Source organism: Micromonospora sp. NPDC048842 (genome assembly GCF_040649935.1).
GTDB lineage: Bacteria > Actinomycetota > Actinomycetes > Mycobacteriales > Micromonosporaceae > Micromonospora > Micromonospora hortensis.
Window position 1 is genome coordinate 12,902 of the sequence record NZ_JBEZGK010000008.1, and the last position, 17,113, is coordinate 30,014.

Consider the following 17,113-nt stretch of genomic DNA (forward strand, 5'->3'; position numbering starts at 1 on the left):
AAGATCGACGGGGCGGGGCGGCCCAGAGTGACGCAGCTCACCCGCGCTCGCCAATCCGCCTCGGCCTTCGGGGGACGGATGGCTCAGAGGACGTGCGACGGGCACGAAGTCGACCAGGGCTGGCTTGCGGTGGTTTGCCCGCTGGACACCCGCGTGGAGGATGGCTGCGACGGGTCCTTACAGAACCCTTAACCCGGTCCTGCGACGGTATGCCGGGCAAGCCGAACTGGGGGAGCGGAAAAACGTGCGGGTGCTGGTGGCGGACGACGAGCGGTTGTTGGCGGACACGGTGGCCGAAGGGCTGCGCCGCCTCTCGATGGCCGTCGACGTCTGCTACGACGGTGACGGTGCGCTGGAGCGGGTCGGGGTGAACCGGTACGACGTCGCGGTGCTGGACCGGGACATGCCCGGACACACCGGCGACGAGGTGTGCCGCAGCATCACCGACTCACAGGTCGGCACCCGGGTGCTGCTGCTCACCGCGGCGGCCGGCATCCGGGACCGGGTAGAGGGCCTGGGCCTCGGCGCGGACGACTACCTGACGAAGCCGTTCGCCTTCGCCGAGTTGGTGGCCCGGGTGCAGGCCCTCGGGCGGCGGTCCACGCCGGCGCTGCCACCGGTGCTCGCCCAGGATGGCCTGGCCTTGGACGTGGGCCGGCACCTGGCCACCCGGGACGGCCGCCCCCTCGCGTTGAGCCCGAAGGAGTTCGCGGTGCTGCACGTGCTGCTGCGCGCTGACGGCCAGGTGGTCAGCGCCGAGGAGTTGCTGGAGCAGGCCTGGGACGAGTTCGCCGACCCGTTCACCAACGCCGTACGGGTCACAGTGATGACACTGCGCAAGAAGCTCGGCGATCCGGCGATCATCCACACCGTTCCGAAGGCCGGCTACCGCATCGGCGGCCCGGCGTGAGCTGGACGCCTCGACGTCGGGTGCTGCTGGTGGGGCTGCTGGCGCTGCTGGCCGGCCCGATACTGCCGACGACGGGCAAGTGGCTGTCGGGGGTGACCTGGACCTGGGGGCAGCAGTTCTGTGACGTGCCCATGCCCGGGTTGTCGACGGTGTGCAGCAACATGCGGCCGGGGGCGTTCATGCTGCCCCTGGTGGCCGTCCTGTTCGTGACAGTGGCAGTCCTGGTGGGGCTCTGGTTCGCCGCTGTGTGGTGTCTGCGCCCGGTCGCTGACCTGGCCGGGCCGATTGGGCACCTGGGCCCGCAGAACCTCGGTCACCGGATCCGGCCGCGGGGCCGCGACGAGTTGGCCCGGCTGTCCCGGGCGATCGACGAGATGATGGAACGCGTCTCCGCCGGGTACGAGGGGCAACGACGGTTCGCCGCGAACGCCTCGCACGAGCTGCGGACGCCCCTCGCCGTGCAGCGGACGCTCATCGAGGTCGGCATGGCCAGGGCGCTCAACGGTGAGCAGTTGGAGCTGCTGACCAGTCAGCTGCTGGAGACCAACGAGCGCAACGAACGACTGATCGAGGGCCTGCTCGCGCTCAGCGAGAGTGACCAGGGCCTCCGATCGCGGATACCGCAGCGGTTGGACACGATCGTCGAGGCGGTGCTGGCCGGTTACCTGGACCGGGCCCGGGAGGCCGGGGTCGCAGTGGAGACCCATCTCGAACCCCGCATCGTCGTCGGCGAGCGGGTGCTGCTGGAACGCCTGGTCACCAACCTGGTGGAGAACGGGATCAAGTACAACCGGCCGGGCGGCACACTGACCGTCGTGGTGAGTGGCGTGCCCGCGCTGTCCGTTGTCAACACCGGCCAGCCCGTGCCGGCCGAGGCGGTGGCCGGCCTGTTCGAGCCGTTCCGCCGACTCGCCCGGGACCGGACCTCGCAGGGCGGTGGGGCCGGCCTGGGCCTGGCCATCGCCCGCTCGATCACCCAGGCCCACGACGGCATTATCGCGGCCCGGCCCGCCGAGTACGGCGGCCTGCGGGTCGACGTCCAGCTACCCACAGTGAACTGACACGTCCACCCACCTTTCCCGGGGTCCACGTACCGCTGGACCCCGCCTGTGGTGTGCCCGAAAAGGAGAACCGATGACACGCACCGTTGGCCAGGTCCGGGCCGATGTCGAGGAGGCCAGCCACTGGCTTGCCGGCCGCGTCGTCCGTACCCCGGTGCTGCGCTCCCCGGTGATCGACGAGCTTGCCGGGGCGCGGGTCCTGCTCAAGGCCGAGAACCTCCAGAACGGTGGCTCGTACAAGATGCGGGGCGCGCTACGCGCGGTCGGCCGCCTCGCGATGGCCGGCCACACCGGGGTGATCGCGCAGAGCACCGGCAACCACGCGGTGGCGGTGGCGTTGGCGGCCCGGCAGCACGGGCTCGCGGCGACAGTGGTGCTGCCTGTCGACGCGGCATCGACGAAGGTCGACCGAGCGCGTGCGGCGGGAGCGCGGGTGGTGTTCGCCGGCACCAGCGTCGAGGAGCGGGTGGCGGTGGCCAACGGCCTAAGCGACGAGAGCGGTCACCCGGTCGTCGACGCGTACGACCACCCGGACGTGATCGCCGGGCAGGGCACCGCGAGCCTGGAGCTGATCGAGGACGCCGAGCGCGCGGGGACGCCGTTGGACGCGCTTGTCGTACCGGTGGGTGGTGGTGGCGGGGTGGCCGGCGCGTGCCTGGCCGCCGCCGGCTCCGGCATCGAGGTGTACGGCGTGGAGCCGGTGGGTTGCGACTCGCTGGCCCGCAGCCTGGCGGCCGGTGTACGTGTGCCGGTCGCGCCAGCGCCCACCATCGCTGACGGGCTGCGGCCGTCCTGCGTGGGTGAGCTGCCGTTCGCCATCGTGCGGAACACGCTGCGCGGGGTCGTCCGGGTCGACGACGACGAGATCGCCGCCGCGTTCCGGCTGATCCTGACGGAGCTGAAGGTGCTCGCCGAGCCGTCCGGGGCGGCGGGCCTGGCCGGCGCCCTCCGACTTCCACCGGACCGGGACCGGCAGCGGACGGTCGGCGTGGTGCTGACCGGCGGAAACGTGGAGGCGGCGCTGGTGGCCCGGTTGATGGCCCCGCGATCCGCCGACCTGGCTGAGGAAGGGGCGGCGGCGTGAGCGCGCCAGTTCGGATCGGAATCCTGTTCGGTGGACCGTCGGCGGAGCACGAGGTGTCTTGTGCCTCAGCGCTCGGGGTGGCCCGGGCGCTCGCCGGTGGCGGCTACCGCACTGTCGCCATCGGCGTCACCCGCAGCGGCGGCTTCCGGCTGATGCCCGACGCGCTGCTGGCCGAGTTGCGCGACCGACCGGCCGGCGAGCGGGCCATCGACGACCAGTTGGTGGTGACCGGGCCGGCCGTCGAGTTGCGGGCCGGTCCGCGTCCGGGCGTCGTGCAGGTGTCCGCCGGTAACGCTCCCGGCGCGGTGCACGCCGAACTGGACGTGGTCTTCCCGGTGCTGCACGGCCCGTACGGCGAGGACGGTGTGGTGCAGGGGCTGCTGGAGTCACTGAACGTGCCGTACGTCGGGTGCGGCATCCTCGCCTCCGCGGTCGGCATGAACAAGGTGGCGATGAAGCGGGCGCTGCGCGCCGAGGGCATCCCCGTCACCCCGTACGTGTCGTTCGACGCGCACGCCTACCGGGCGGTCGACGACCCGGAGAAGTTGGTGACCGGGCTGAGCCGGCCACTGTTCGTCAAGCCGGCCAGCATGGGTTCGTCGATCGGTATCTCCCGCGTCGGCGAGGGTGACGACCTGGCCGCCGCCGTGGAGGAGGCGCTTCGCCACGACCAACTCGTCATGGTCGAGCAGGGTGTCGCCGGCCGGGAGTTGGAGTGCGCGGTGCTCGGCGGCTGGCGTCCCGAGGCGTCGGCGGTGGGCGAGGTGCAGGTCAGCGGCGGCTGGTTCGACTACCAGCAGAAGTACTTCGGCGACGCCGACCCGATGATCGTCCCCGCCGTGCTGCCGGACGAGGTGACCGCGCGGGTCCGCGAGCTGTCGCTGCGCGCGTTCGCCGCGATCGGTGGTTGGGGTCTGGCCCGGGTCGACTTCTTCTACGACGAGACGTCCGGTGAGCTGTACGTCAACGAGCTGAACACCATGCCCGGCTTCACCGCGCACTCGATGTACCCGAAGGTGTGGGCAGCCGTCGGGGTCGGCTACCGGGAGGTGGTGGACCGACTCGTCGAGTTGGCACGGCTCCGGCACGCGGAACGGTTTACGAACACGGCGGGGAGCATCCGATGATCCTGCTCTCCGACCCTCGGGTGGCGGCGGTGCCCAGCGCCGACGACGGCGAGGAGTTCGTGGACCTGCGTGAGCTGCCGGAGTTGCGGCTCGACGGCCGCGCGGCCGACCCGGCCGGGGCGTACGCCCGGTTGCGCACCGGTGTCGTGGATCGCCTGCTGGCCGCGCAGCGTGCTCTGCCCGGTGGGCTGCGGTTGCTGGTGGTCGAGGGCTACCGGCCGTACCAGGCGCAGTTGGCCATTTTCACCGGCTACCGCGACGAGCTGCGCCGACGGCACCCGGACTGGTCGCCGCAGCGGCTGCACCGGGAGACCACGAAGTTCGTCTCACCGGTCGAGGTGGCCCCTCACAGCACGGGCGGAGCCGTGGACCTGACGCTCTGCACCGACGACGGTGTGGAGCTGGACCTGGGCACGGCCATCGACGCCACCCCGGAGGACAGCGCCGACGCCTGCTTCACCGACGCGCCGACGATCGGCGGCACCGCTCGCCGGCACCGGCAGATCATGGTGGACGTCCTCGGCGGCGCCGGGATGGTCAACTACCCGACCGAGTGGTGGCACTGGTCGTACGGCGACCGTTACTGGGCGCTGATCACCGGGGCCTCGCGCACCCGGTACGGGCCGGTGGACCTGGCCGTCGCACGATCGATACCCGTGCCGGCTGAACGGTAGGACGCTCCGGTCCGTACCGGTGAGTGAAGGACACCACCGAGGACGGGAGTGACGGCGATGAGGGTGCAGCGCAGGCACGTGCTGGCAGCGAGCGTGGCGGTGCTCGCCGCGGTGGGCGTGTCGGTGGGGACCAGCTTCGGGTTCGCCGACACGGCCCCGGCACGGTCGTCGGTCTGCTCCGGCTCGGTCACCTTCTCCGCGGAGGGCGGGGCGCCGGCGGCGACCAGCGACAGGTTCCCGGTGGGTACCCGGCTGCGGGTGACCAACCTGGACAACAACCGGGCTGCCACCGTGACGGTGACCGGCCCGTCGGGCAGTTGCGTGCTGCTCAACGCGGCGGCCATGGAGCTGGTCCGCGAGCCGGGGAAGAACGTGATCCGCCGCAACGTGGTGGAACGCGTCGACGGCGCGGCCCCGCCCGCCGGCGCTCCGGCCCCCGGCACCGTCCGCCCGGGCGCCGCGTCTCCCGGCGCACCCGGCCCGGCGCCCCAGTCGGCGTGCTCCGGGGCGATCACCTTCTTCGAGGAGGCGGCCGGACCGGCGGCGACCAGCGGGCAGTTCCCGGTGGGTACCCGGCTGCGGGTGACCAACCTGGACAACAACCGGGCGACCACTGTGACGGTGACCGGCCCGTCGGGCAGCTGCGTGCTGCTCAACTCCGCCGCCATGGAGCAGATCCGCGAGCCGGGCAAGAACCTGGTGCGCCGCAACACTGTCGAGGTGCTTCGCTGACCCTCGGCGGAGGGGCCCGTGCACCGGGCCCCTCCGCCGTTCAGCCTGCTCCGCCGTTCAGCCTGCTCCGCCGTTCAGCCTGCTCCGCCGTTCAGCCTGCTCCGCCGTTCAGCCTGCTCCGCCGCTCAGCCGAAGGCGGCGTCGAGGAGGTCGGCACCCCGACCGAGGTGCCCGTCGGAGATCACCAGCGGGGGCAGGAGGCGCAGCACGTTGCCGTACGTGCCGCAGGTCAGGGTGAGCAGGCCGGCGGCGTGACAGGCCGCCGAGATTGTCGCCGTGGCGACCGGGTCGGGGGTGAGCGTGCCCGGCAGCACCAGCTCCACGGCGAGCATCGCGCCCCGGCCGCGTACCTCGGCGACCCGGGGATCCCGCTCGGCGATGGCCAGTAGCCGGGGGACCAGCACCGATTCGATCCGTCGGGCAGCACCAGCCAGGTCCAGCTCGTGCATTGTCTCGATGGTGGCCAGCGCGGCGGCGCAGGCGATCGGGTTGCCGCCGTACGTGCCGCCGAGCCCACCGACGTGCACCGCGTCCATCAGCTCGGCCCTACCGGTCACCGCGGCCAGCGGCAGGCCACCGGCGATGCCCTTGGCGAGTGTCACCAGGTCGGGTTCGACGCCCTCGTGCTGACAGGCGAACCAGTCGCCGGTGCGGCAGAAGCCGGTCTGGATCTCGTCGGCGACGAAGACCACCCCGGCCGCCGTCGCCCAGGCCCGCAGCGCGGGCAGGAAACCCGGCGCGGGTACGACGAAGCCACCCTCGCCCTGGATCGGCTCGATGAGCAGCGCGGCGACGTTCTCCGCGCCGACCTGCTTCTCGATCATCTCGACGGCTCGCGCCGCCGCCTCCGCTCCGGAGAGCCCACCATCGCGCAGCGGGTACGACATCGGCACCCGGTAGATCTCCCCGGCGAACGGCCCGAACCGGTGCTTGTACGGCATGTTCTTCGCTGTCAACGCCATGGTCAGGTTGGTGCGGCCGTGGTACGCGTGGTCGAACACCACTACCGCCGGCCGCCCGGTGGCGTGTCGGGCGACCTTGACGGCGTTCTCCACCGCCTCGGCCCCGGAGTTGAACAACGCCGAGCGCTTCGCGAACCCGGCGGGCGTCAACGCGTTGAGCTGCTCGCACACCGCCACGTACGACTCGTACGGCGCGACCATGAAGCAGGTGTGGGTGAACCGCTCCACCTGCGCCCGGACCGCCTCGACCACCCTCGGGGCCGAGTTGCCCACGCTGGTCACGGCGATGCCGGCGGCGAAGTCGATCCACTCCCGGCCGTCGACGTCGGTGATCGTCCCGCCGGACGCGCGGTCCACGTAGGACGGGATCACACTGCCGACACCTCGGGCCACGGCATCGCCGCGCCGCTTGTGCAGCTCCTCGGAAGTGGTCATGGGGCTGTGCCTCCTTCGTTCGCGACTGCGGGGCTCGCAAACCCGGCTCACTCCTCGCGCTTCACTAGCCCCCCAGGTTGTGCATGACGTGCTTGATCCGGGTGTAGTCCTCCAGGCTGTAGACCGAGAGGTCCTTGCCGTGCCCGGAGTGCTTGAAGCCACCGTGCGGCATCTCGGAGACGAACGGGATGTGCGTGTTGACCCAGACGCAGCCGAAGTCCAGACGACGGGTCATCCGCATGGCCCGGCCGTGGTCCCGCGTCCAGACCGACGCGGACAGGCCGTAGTCGACGCCGTTGGCCCAGCGCACCGCCTCGTCCTCGTCGGAGAAGCGCTGCACGGTGATGACCGGCCCGAACACCTCGTCCTGGATGATCTCGTCGGCCTGACGCAGCCCGGAGACCACTGTCGGCGCGTAGAAGTAGCCGCGTTCGCCCTGCCGGGACCCGCCGGTCTGGATCGCCGCGTGGTCCGGCAGGCGGTCCACGAAACCGCTGACCCGGGTGAGCTGGTTGGCGTTGTTCAGCGGACCGTAGAGCACGTCGGCGTCGTCCGGGGCGCCGGTCTTCGTGTTGCGGGCCTGCTCGGCGAGCGCCGCCACGAAGTCGTCGTGGACGCCGGGGCCGGCGAGCACCCGGGTGGCCGCCGTGCAGTCCTGCCCGGCGTTGAAGTAGCCGCCCAGCGCGATGGCCTCGGCGGCCGCCGCCACGTCCGCGTCGTCGAAGATCACCACCGGGGCCTTGCCGCCCAACTCCAGGTGGGTGCGCTTGAGGTCGGGGGCCGCCGCGGCGGCGACCTCCATGCCCGCGCGGGTCGAGCCGGTGATCGACACCAGCTGCGGGGTCGGGTGCGACACGAGGGTACGACCGGTGTCCCGGTCGCCGCAGACCACGTTGAGCACCCCCGGTGGGAAGAACTCGGCGGCGATCTCGGCGAGCAGCAGCGTCGACACCGGTGTGGTGTCGGACGGCTTGAGCACCACTGTGTTGCCGGCGGCGAGCGCGGGCGCGATCTTCCAGACCGCCATCATCAGCGGGTAGTTCCAGGGGGTCACCTGCGCGCAGACGCCGATCGGCTCACGCCGCACGTACGAGGTGTGCCCGGCCAGGTACTCCCCGGCGGACCGCCCCTCCAGCATCCGGGCGGCGCCGGCGAAGAACCGGAACTGGTCCACCGCCGGGGGAAGCTCCTCCTCGGCGGTGAGCTGACGGGGCTTGCCGGTGTTGCGGACCTCGGCGTCGACCAGCTCGGTGGCGCGTGCCTCCACGGCGTCGGCGAGCTTGAGCAGCGCCCGCTGCCGCTCGGCAGGGGTGACCTCCCGCCAGCTCTCGAAGGCGGTGGCGGCGGCGCTCATCGCCGCGTCCACGTCGGCGGCGCCGGAGACCGGGGCCTGGGCGAACACCTCACCCGTGCAGGGGTCGACCAGGTCGGCGTAACCGCCATCGGACGGGTCGACGTAGGAGCCGTTGACGAAGTTGCGCAGCTGCTGCTGGTCACTCATGAGGGATCACTCCGAGGGGGCCGGGGGCGCGGTTCTGCGGCGGTTATCGCAATCTCTCTGCCATCTTCGCTACTGAATTCGCGGCAGACAAGGGTTATCGCGACTGTTTCCGTCGGCTGGTCGCTCGGCTACCCTGCTCGGCGTGGAGCCCGCAGCCTTCTTCGTCCCCTCCCGCCCCGCCACCGGCGAGGGTGGGTTGACAGTCCACCACCCGTACGACGGCCGCCCGGTGGGGCGTACCACATTCGCCACGCCCGACCAGGTCGACGCCGCCGTCGCCGCTGCGGCCGGGGTGGCCGCGCAGGCCGCGGCCCTGCCCGCGCGGCGGCTGCCGGGCTAGTCGCAACGCCGTTCAGCCAGGGCGGTGGCTGGTTGGTCAAGGGGGGCCTGGTCGCCGGGCGTGCCTACGGTGCAGTTGAGCCAACTCAAGGAGTGCGTCGGTCACCAGACGGCGCTGGTCGGGTGCCAGGCGGCTGGCCGCGCGGTCGATGTCCTCGGTCAATGACCGGAGTTCGCGTAACAGCGTCCCGCTCGCCTTCACCGTTGTCATGAGGGTCTGGCGCCGGCGGTCGTCTGTGCGCAGTTCGCGGCGGATCCACCCGGCTCGCTCCAGGCGGTTCACCAACCCGGTCGCAGCACCTGAGGAAAGGCCCAGCAGGCGGCCCAGTTCCACCGGGCCGAGTGGGTCGTCGGCGACGAACAGGTGCTTGAGCGCCAGGTAGTCGCCGGCGCTCAAGTTCATCCGGCGGGCTATCGAGGCGTCCACCTCGGCCGCGGCGGCTGCCAGGTGGTGCACTGCCCATGCCAGTTGGTGCGGTTGCTGGTCCACGCCGCCCATCGTAAGTTAGCTTAGAAACTAAGCTACCCGACTGGAGGCCCCGATGGACACCGAACGTTCAGTTGCCCTGGCCGCCACGTGCGCCGCCTTCGTCGCGGTGCCCACCCTGGGTGCGGTGATTGGCCAGGGCGAGCGGACCGATCGGTACGACACTGCGATCACCCCACCGCCCTACGCCTTCGTCATCTGGGCGCCGATCTTCGGAAGCTGTGTCGCCTCGACAATGGGCCAGTGCCTACCGGCTGGCCGCACCAACTCGCTGAGTCGCCGGACAGGCTGGCCTCTGGCAGGCGCGTACGCGGTGAACGCCGCATGGTCGCTGGCCGCCCAGACCGACCGGTTCGCGCTCACCCCGTACCTGTTGCCGGTCGCCGCGGGCCTCGCCGCGACCGCCCACGTCCAGCTCCAGCAGGCACCCCGGGCGACGGGCCTGAACGCTGTCACGCCGGTCAGCACCGGGCTACTGCTGGGGTGGACGGTCCTGGCAAGTGCCGTCAACGTCGTTGCCGCACGAGCGGATCGAAAGACGCCAAAGGTGGTGGGGCCCGCGACGGCAGGTCTGCTCGTGGTCTCCGCCGCGGTGGCCACCTCAGTCGTGCGGGCTCGCCGGGGTGGGCTACCGCTCGCGCTGGCGTCCGTCTGGGGCCTGGGAACCCTCGCGGGTATGCGAACCCGCCCGCGCGTCGTACGGCTGGCGGCAGCCGTGGGAGCCGCAGCGATCGGCTCAGCCGGGCTGGCGCGTGGCCGCCTGCGCGAGCACCCCGCGGTGAACTAGTCGGCCTGCCAGGTGCCGTCGTCGCGGACCCGGGCGGGCGCGCGGCCGAGCAGCAGTGTGGTCAGCGCGGCGTCGATGGTGTCGCCGAGGAACCACTCGCCGGCCTGGTCGAGCGCGAAGACCCGACCGCGTTCGTCCACCGCCAGGATGCTGTCCTGTTGCTCGGTGCCGATCGGAAAGAGGCGTACGCCGAGGACCGCGCCGAAGTCCGCGAGGGTGTCGGCGGTGTGCGCGATGGTGTGCGGGCGGATGTCGAAACGGGAGATCCACACCTGCTCGCCCCGGCCGCGCCGCGCGCCGACCAGGCTGGGGAACGCGGTGAGCGCTTCCACAGCGGCGGGAAAGACCTCGTGCCGATGGTTGCGCCCCGGCACCGATGTGACGTCACGTACGGCGGCGGCGGCCATGATCTGATCCCCGATGTGTGGCCGCCAACCGGCCGCGACCAGTGCGTTCGCGACCTCCGCCGGGAACCGCCCAGGATCGGGGTCGGATGCCGTCGGCGCGGTCCACGTCTCGGTGTACGCGCGAGCCGACTCCGGCAGGACGTTCGCCCGCACCAGGAAGGCGATGCACGAGTCGCAGGGCCGCTCGGCGGGCCCACCAGCGGGATCGCCCGGCTCACGGACCCGGAAGATCTCGAAGCGGGCGCCCTCCAGCAGCGCCGCTGCCTCGGCCCGGCCCATCGGCGCGATGCCCTCGGCGGCGCGGCGGTGGTCGTACTCGTGCAGGACGTCGGAGATCACGATCAGCTCGGCGTGCGCCGCCCCGCCGCGAACCAACTCGCCGGGGGGCAGCTGGTCGAGATAGTCGCGGACCAGCGGGTGATGGTTGAGTGGCACGTCGGCCTTCGTGCCCTGGGCCGTCCAGATCCGTCCGTCGATGGTCAGGTGCGCGGCGGTGTTCGGGGTGGCGCCCCGATGGATTTCCCGGAGCAGCAGGCTCGACGGGTCGAGGGTGCGGGGAGCCGTCGGCCCGACGGGCTGGCTACGCCGGTACAGCTCCGCCACCACAGTGCTCGGCACCCGGGGCCAGGTGGTGACAGTGCCGGTTTGCTTGTCGATGACTGTCGTCGGCAGGTCACCCGGCACCGTGCGCACCTCGGTGGGCACGACGGACGTGATGACCCACCCCAGGTCGAACTCGTCGACCATTGCGGTGCACTCGTGGCCGAGACGCTGCGAGTCACGGCGGGCCCAGGTGGCCGCGAGCTGCTCGGCCTGTTGACGGTCGATCACGCATTGAAACTACCGGACTACGCGGATCGATGGCGGCCGGTATTGTCTTGCTCTACCGACGGTGACGGGAGGGCGGCGGTGGACGAACAGGCGGACCGGGGCGTCAATCGCGAGCTAAGGGCCCGATTCGACGACGTTTACGGGCAATACCAGCAGCTCAGGTCCGGTTTGGACACGCTCCAGACACGACTCGCCGCGCTGCGGGTGACCCGTCGCTCGGCTGACGGCCAGGTGACGGCCACAGTGGGCGCGCAGGGCCAGTTGATCAAGGTTGAGCTGACGCCGGCCATCTACCGAGACCGCGACGCTGACGCGCTCGGCCGAAAGGTCACCGAAACGATCCGGGCCGCCGCGACCGCCGCCGCCGACGCCACCCGCGACCTCGTCGCGGAGAGCATGCCGGCCGGCTCCGGGGCGACCGACTTCCTCAAGACCGGCGACTACGCCACGCTGCTCGGTCGGGCCGACGCCGTCCTCGGCAACGGTGAGGCGAAGCCATGACCGACGGGCAGCTCTGGCTTGATCCGTCCCGGGCCCTCCGGGGTGGTGCCGACCTGGCGCTCGCCGGCGATGCGGTGACGGCCCGCCGTGCGGCGGAGGGTGGCGCGATCGAGGCCGCCAGCGGTGCCCGGCCCTGGGGCCGCGACGACATCGGCGCCGCCTTCGAGCGCAACTACCGCGGGTTCGAGCAGACAGTGCTGCGGGCCTGGGCCGGCGTCGGGCACCGGCTCACCGAGCTGGGCAGCGACGTGGTCGAGGCGGTCGACGCGAGCGTGCAGACCGACGGGGCCAACGCCGCCCGGGTCGGTCGGGCCGCCGACCGGCGTTGACGGTCGACGATCCCGATGAGCGTGCTGCCGAGCCCCATCCCGCACCCCCTGGACTACGCGCCCTGGGACGTGCCCGGCTGGATCTACGAGGCCCTCGACTGGGTGGTCGGCGTGCAGTGGCCGGAGGGCAACGAGCGGGCCGTCTGGGACGTCGCCGACCAGTGGTACGCGGTCGCCTCCGTGCTCGCCGGGCCGCACGCCGACGCCGCCGCGGCCGCCGTCGAGGTGCACAACGGGTACGGCGGCGTCGGGGCTGTCGACGCGGCGTTCGAGGCGGCCTGGCGGGGAATCGCCGAGGGCGCTGACGCCCCGCTTCCCGTGCTGCTCGCGGTCACGGCCGACCTGGGCCGCCTGGTCGAGGAGTGCGGCTGCGACATCGAGGGCGCCAAGCTGGAAGTCTGGATCGAGCTGGGCATCCTGGTCATCGAGCTTCTCACAGTGGCGGTGGCGGCGGTGTTGACCGCCGGTGCGGCAACCCCGGCCGCCGGCGCGGCGATCACCGCGACACGACTGCTGGTTCAACAGATCTTCAAGCGGCTGATGGGCCAACTGGCCAGCAAGTCCCTCAAGCACGGGCTCAAGGAGGCCGGCGAGCGGGCCGCCAAGGAGGTCGCCCGAGGTGGTGCACGCGGGCTCGCCAAGCGGGCCGTCCGTGGCGGGCTGGAGGAGGCCACCGAGGAGGCCGGGGTCACCCTGGCCACCCAGGCGTACCAGAACTCCACCGGGCGGGCGCACGGCCTGGACCTCACCGATCTCGGCGCCTCGGCGGTCGGCGGGCTGGCCGGCGGGGCGGTGGCACCGCTGGCCGGCCTGGGCCGGCACGCGACCGGGCGAGCGGCGAAAGTCGGGGAGCACCTCGGGCGGGAGATGACCGGCGAGGTGCTCGCCGACAGCGCGGCGAGCCTGGCCACCGGTCAGGGCCTGACCTCGATGGAGGACGTGGCGCGCGCCGCCGCGTCCGGGGCCACCGGTTCGGCGACCGGGCAGACCGACCACGCGCTACGCGCCCGGCTCGACGCACAGGCCAACGCCCTTGCCGGAGCATCATTCACGGGCCCCTCCCTCCCGGCTGTGCCGCCCGTCGCGGGGGACGCGGTCTCTGCGGGAGGGTCTCCCTCCGTCGGGGTCTCGTCTGCGGTGGCCTCGGCTGCGACGGGCGCTCCTTCTGCGGGGGCTGCCGGTGGTGTGGCCTCGGGTGGCGTGGCGACGGCTGCGAGCATTCCGATGCAGGCGACGGAGAGCGTTGCCACCACGCCGTCGAACCAGTCGGCTGCGCCGACGACACCGGCTGTCGAGCAGTCACGGGGAGCCGGGCTGGCGTCTCCGGTCGCGCCCGACGTGCAGACGTCGTCACCGATGCCGGTTGGCGCGGTGTCCGACGTGGACGCGGTGGATCGTTCGGTACGCGCGTCCGAGGTGACTCCGTCGACGGGCGGGTCGTTCGGCGACAGAGCGGGCGTCGCACACCCGTCCGACCCCGTGCCCTCGGCGACGACCACCACCCCGGCCACGTCGGCGGTGGATGTCGGTCCCGTCGCGTCGGCTTCGGCTGCCGATCCGGCCACCTCGGCGGTGGCCGACCCGAGTCGGCCTGTGGTGGGTGCTGATCCGAGGCTTTCGTCGGCGTCCGCGCCCGTGGTCGGTCCCCTCGAATCGAGCGGCGGGCCGGCTGCCAGCGGTGTGCCGCCAACCCACCCCGGCAGCTCACCGCACCCCACCACCTCCGGACCGACCGCATGGTCTCCGGCGACCGGCCCCTCCGCGCCGACGACCACCCCCGGGCTGGCGGCGCCGGTCACCTTCGGCGTCCCGACCACCACCCACGGGCCACTGCCGGTCGCCTCCACCCCACCGGCGGTGGGTCGGTTCGCCGTGCCCTCGCGTGTCCCCACCCGGGCGACGCCCGCACCGGTGCGAGCGCCCGACCATCCCGCCCGGGGAAGGGCGTCGATCCCCGTCGACGTGGCAGCGTTCGGCGCCCCGACGGTGCGCGAGCCGGAGACCAACGATTCGTACGCGGCGCAGTGGGCCGCTGCGGCGGAAGCCGCCGAGCGGCGGCGCTACCAGGACCACTACGAGTCGGTGCGGATCGGGTTCGAGAACAACCGCCGGCAGGCCGAGGCCTCCCGACTGCGCACCCGCGCCGTGGAGCACGATCGGCGAGCCGTCGAGTACGCCACCTACGCCCGGCAACTGCACCAGGCCGGCAACCGGCAGTGGGCCGACGGCTGGCAGCGCGCCGCGAACGAGGAAACTCGCGCGTACGCCGAATGGCGTGACCTGGCAGACGCGGTGCTGGCCGGCACCACGGCCCCGCCGGTAGTGGACATCAGCGCCACCTTCGAGCACGCCAACCGGGACGTGGGCGCCCTGGCGCTCGGCGCGGTGGAGACTGCCGGCCCGTCCATGCTCACCGGCGACGACGATCCGCCGCCGATCGACGACTCCCGGCCGTACGGGCAGCCCGGAGGACTCCGGCCACCGCTCGCCCTGCACCAGGTCGACGTCGAACGACAGATGCCCCGCGGACCGGACGGCACCGTCACCCGCACCGCCGACCCTCGACACGGCGGCTGGTTCGGGCTGCTCAACGACGGCGGTCCCGCGGCCGACGCCACCCGGGGCATCAACTGCTTGGACTGCACACTGTCGCTGTTCGAGACGTGGGTGCACGGGCGACCCCGCGTATCGGCGCCCCGAACGTTCGACGGCTACCTCGACGGTGACATCCGGCGCCCCATCCGTGGCGAGGCGGGCGGCCCCGGTCGGGTGGAGGACGTGACCGGCGGACGCTTCCAGCAACTCCTCGCCCCGGCGTCCGGTCAACGTACGGACGCAGCGCAGGCGCGGCAGGCCGCCGACCGGGGCTACGGCAACCTGCACGACCAACTGCTGCTGGGCGGCCACGGCAGCTACTCGTTCCTGGTCACCGAGTGGGCGCACGGTGGTTCGCACGCCTGGGTGGCGCTCAACCAGAACGGCACAGTGCTCTACGTCGACCCGCAGAACGGCGTGGTCCGGGACCGGCCGCTCTACCCTGACGTGGTCGGCATCGACGCGCTGGTGCTGAGCGGAGACGGCAGACCGATGCCGCTCGGCGGACTACCCCGGGGCCGGTTCAGCGAACGGCCCGACCTGCCGGATCACCCGCCGACGTACGACGACGGCGGCCACGGCGACCCGTACATCAACCGGATGTACCTGCTCCTCGACGGCCCGGGTTCTTCGGGTGCCGATTTCGGCCGGGCCGAACCCGATGATGTTGCTCGATCAATGCCCAACCTCGCCCAGCTCACGAGTGCCGAGCTGGCAGTGCTCACAGAGCTGCGTGGGCGCGCTCTGGGCGCTGCTGACCAGGTCGAGGATGCTTTGGCTCAGGTCGGGCAGGACGTGACCGACGCGCTTGGCCTAGACGAACCAGTCCGATTACGGGATCGCGAGTATCGCGTCAAGGGGCTGGAATCGCTGGCACGGAAGTACCTCGACGAGGCCCGCGTCGCCACGATCGGGGCAACGGACTTTGCAGCAGGCGTCAATGATGTCCTGAGGTTTTGCTTCGAGGTGCCAGCGGGCCAGCATTACAGTAACGCCGTCGACCTAGTCCTTGCCGGCCTGACCGAAGCTGGCTTCTCAGTGCCGACTTCAGCCTGCAAGAACTTCTGGCGCCAGGGAAACCGGTTCTACGGACTGAATTGCACACTTCGTTCGCCGGACGGGATGCTGATCGAGTTGCAGCTGCACACTTCGGTGTCGCGAGAAGTGTGGCTGGCCACCCATGAGGAGTACGAGATCGTAAGGCGTCCTTCGGACAGTCCCGAACGACGAGTCGACGCGCTATTGCGAATGATTAGTGTGAACCGCGCTAGCGGCCTGCCGGATGCGCTGCCGAGCGGGCTCGATCTCCGCTTCCCGGCCAAGGATGCCACCTTCGCCAAGTGGATCAGCCAGAACGTCGGCGTCTGGCGCGAATACCGCGCCTGGCTGACTAGCCAAGGAACAAGCCTTGCACAGGTGGTGCAAGGGCTGGGGTTAGGGTCTCGTGACTTCCCCATAGCGCCGCAGGTTGCCGAAGAGTTGGAGCAGGAGATTGTTGAGCTATTACGTGATCTACCGGATCGATGAGCAGAGCGACGCGGCCGGCCTCTTCGTCATGGATGCGGGCCTAGGTCAGGCTGTTCTCTGGGATCATCGTGCCCGAGCTTGGGCCTACGATCCGGGGCTTGTAGTGCGCTTCCTCGACGACTACCGGAATGCGGACCGTTACAAGAACGTGAGCCGCGCTGACGCTGAGGCAGTGGTTGGAGCAGTCACCGGTGGTGAGACGCTGCCTGACGAAGGTTCAATCCGCGCCATCTTCAAGCGCGGCGGCGGTGTTCACTGAGGGGAACATTCCGATGGTCAGGGGTCTTGTGCTTCCCTCCTGCTACCTCTACTACCAGTCGCCTGTGAAGATCGTCGAGACTCCCGACGGCGGCGCCAGAGTTTGGCGGGTTGCGATCGACACTGGTGCTTGGCAGGAAAAGAACGACCTGTTTAGCGAGATCGTTTTCGACATCGGGGGCGACGTATTTCGGCGCACTCCTGAGGACTTCGTGCAGGAGGTGGAGGCGTTCCGGGCGCACTATCTCGAGGGCGAAGGTCCAATCTTCGCGCTCTACGAGACGGTGCGGTCGATCCAGCTTATTGCGGACGCCGAAGCGCGTCACGAGACGCCGAAGGAGCAGGCGCTCATTCGTGGGATTCGGCAGCGGACGTTCGTCATGTTCGAGGAGCAGCTTCGCGCAGCCGGTGATCCTGGCGCGGACCCCGACATAGCGAGAGTGAAGTAGGCACGCGTCGCGGATGGACAGACGGAGAGCGGTTCGGTGAGACCGGAGGACTGGAGGCTCGGCTGGTACGGACGCAGGTGCGGTACGAGCAGGCAGTCTTCGGTGGCAACGCGAAGT

Annotated in this window: 16 protein-coding genes and 1 pseudogene; 13 read left to right on the forward strand and 4 right to left on the reverse strand. The window is 71.3% G+C overall.

What is annotated here, in order from left to right:
* The first annotated feature begins 244 nt into the window (after nucleotides 1-244).
* The 6 genes from AB0C19_RS13400 (at nucleotide 245) to AB0C19_RS13425 (ending at nucleotide 5,588) form a co-directional block, all read left to right on the forward strand.
* On the forward strand, nucleotides 245-910 hold the full coding sequence (locus AB0C19_RS13400) for a response regulator transcription factor (RefSeq protein ID WP_357183983.1): 666 nt from the start codon (nucleotides 245-247) through the stop codon (nucleotides 908-910).
* A complete protein-coding gene (locus AB0C19_RS13405) occupies nucleotides 907-1,971 on the forward strand; it encodes a HAMP domain-containing sensor histidine kinase (protein WP_357183986.1) in 1,065 nt (354 codons plus the stop codon). Before AB0C19_RS13400 ends, AB0C19_RS13405 begins: the two co-directional genes overlap by 4 nt.
* Nucleotides 1,972-2,044: 73 nt before the next feature.
* The gene (locus AB0C19_RS13410) at nucleotides 2,045-3,055 is read left to right on the forward strand and encodes a pyridoxal-phosphate dependent enzyme (RefSeq protein WP_357183989.1); all 1,011 of its coding nucleotides are present in this window, start codon (nucleotides 2,045-2,047) and stop codon (nucleotides 3,053-3,055) included.
* On the forward strand, nucleotides 3,052-4,182 hold the full coding sequence (locus tag AB0C19_RS13415; protein WP_357183992.1) for a D-alanine--D-alanine ligase family protein: 1,131 nt from the start codon (nucleotides 3,052-3,054) through the stop codon (nucleotides 4,180-4,182). Before AB0C19_RS13410 ends, AB0C19_RS13415 begins: the two co-directional genes overlap by 4 nt.
* On the forward strand, nucleotides 4,179-4,856 hold the full coding sequence (locus AB0C19_RS13420) for a M15 family metallopeptidase (RefSeq protein ID WP_357183995.1): 678 nt from the start codon (nucleotides 4,179-4,181) through the stop codon (nucleotides 4,854-4,856). Before AB0C19_RS13415 ends, AB0C19_RS13420 begins: the two co-directional genes overlap by 4 nt.
* Nucleotides 4,857-4,913: 57 nt before the next feature.
* A complete protein-coding gene (locus AB0C19_RS13425) occupies nucleotides 4,914-5,588 on the forward strand; it encodes a hypothetical protein (protein ID WP_266303627.1) in 675 nt (224 codons plus the stop codon).
* Between the two features lie 125 nt (nucleotides 5,589-5,713).
* Here the strand turns inward: AB0C19_RS13425 and gabT are convergent, their stop codons facing one another.
* A complete protein-coding gene (gene gabT, locus AB0C19_RS13430) occupies nucleotides 5,714-6,985 on the reverse strand; it encodes a 4-aminobutyrate--2-oxoglutarate transaminase (protein ID WP_357183999.1) in 1,272 nt (423 codons plus the stop codon).
* A gap of 64 nt (nucleotides 6,986-7,049) precedes the next feature.
* Nucleotides 7,050-8,486, reverse strand: a complete 1,437-nt coding sequence (locus AB0C19_RS13435) for a gamma-aminobutyraldehyde dehydrogenase (protein ID WP_357184002.1) — start codon at nucleotides 8,484-8,486, stop codon at nucleotides 7,050-7,052.
* A 142-nt stretch (nucleotides 8,487-8,628) separates the two neighbouring features.
* Here AB0C19_RS13435 and AB0C19_RS13440 point away from each other — a divergent pair.
* Nucleotides 8,629-8,808: pseudogene (locus AB0C19_RS13440) on the forward strand (aldehyde dehydrogenase); the annotation flags it as partial.
* 54 nt (nucleotides 8,809-8,862) lie between these two features.
* Here AB0C19_RS13440 and AB0C19_RS13445 read toward each other — a convergent pair.
* Nucleotides 8,863-9,324, reverse strand: a complete 462-nt coding sequence (locus AB0C19_RS13445; RefSeq protein ID WP_357184005.1) for a MarR family transcriptional regulator — start codon at nucleotides 9,322-9,324, stop codon at nucleotides 8,863-8,865.
* A 43-nt stretch (nucleotides 9,325-9,367) separates the two neighbouring features.
* On the opposite strand from AB0C19_RS13445, the gene AB0C19_RS13450 reads away from it, so the two are divergent.
* Nucleotides 9,368-10,099, forward strand: a complete 732-nt coding sequence (locus AB0C19_RS13450) for a hypothetical protein (RefSeq protein ID WP_357184008.1) — start codon at nucleotides 9,368-9,370, stop codon at nucleotides 10,097-10,099.
* Here AB0C19_RS13450 and AB0C19_RS13455 read toward each other — a convergent pair.
* On the reverse strand, nucleotides 10,096-11,337 hold the full coding sequence (locus AB0C19_RS13455; RefSeq protein ID WP_357184011.1) for an SUKH-3 domain-containing protein: 1,242 nt from the start codon (nucleotides 11,335-11,337) through the stop codon (nucleotides 10,096-10,098). The two genes, AB0C19_RS13450 and AB0C19_RS13455, sit on opposite strands and share 4 nt — an antisense overlap.
* Nucleotides 11,338-11,415: 78 nt before the next feature.
* Between AB0C19_RS13455 and AB0C19_RS13460 the strand changes: the two genes are divergently transcribed.
* From AB0C19_RS13460 to AB0C19_RS13480, 5 genes are all read left to right on the forward strand, one after another.
* Nucleotides 11,416-11,838 (forward strand): YbaB/EbfC family nucleoid-associated protein, encoded by a 423-nt coding sequence (locus tag AB0C19_RS13460; RefSeq protein WP_357184015.1) that lies wholly within the window; start codon nucleotides 11,416-11,418, stop codon nucleotides 11,836-11,838.
* Nucleotides 11,835-12,167, forward strand: a complete 333-nt coding sequence (locus AB0C19_RS13465) for a hypothetical protein (protein ID WP_357184018.1) — start codon at nucleotides 11,835-11,837, stop codon at nucleotides 12,165-12,167. Before AB0C19_RS13460 ends, AB0C19_RS13465 begins: the two co-directional genes overlap by 4 nt.
* 15 nt (nucleotides 12,168-12,182) lie before the next feature.
* On the forward strand, nucleotides 12,183-16,289 hold the full coding sequence (locus AB0C19_RS13470; RefSeq protein ID WP_357184021.1) for a toxin glutamine deamidase domain-containing protein: 4,107 nt from the start codon (nucleotides 12,183-12,185) through the stop codon (nucleotides 16,287-16,289).
* Nucleotides 16,258-16,548 (forward strand): hypothetical protein, encoded by a 291-nt coding sequence (locus AB0C19_RS13475; RefSeq protein WP_357184024.1) that lies wholly within the window; start codon nucleotides 16,258-16,260, stop codon nucleotides 16,546-16,548. The genes AB0C19_RS13470 and AB0C19_RS13475 overlap by 32 nt, the downstream gene beginning before the upstream one ends.
* Before the next feature lie 64 nt (nucleotides 16,549-16,612).
* Entirely contained in the window at nucleotides 16,613-16,996 is a 384-nt protein-coding gene (locus tag AB0C19_RS13480; RefSeq protein WP_357184027.1) for a hypothetical protein, read from the forward strand.
* Nucleotides 16,997-17,113 lie beyond the last annotated feature (117 nt).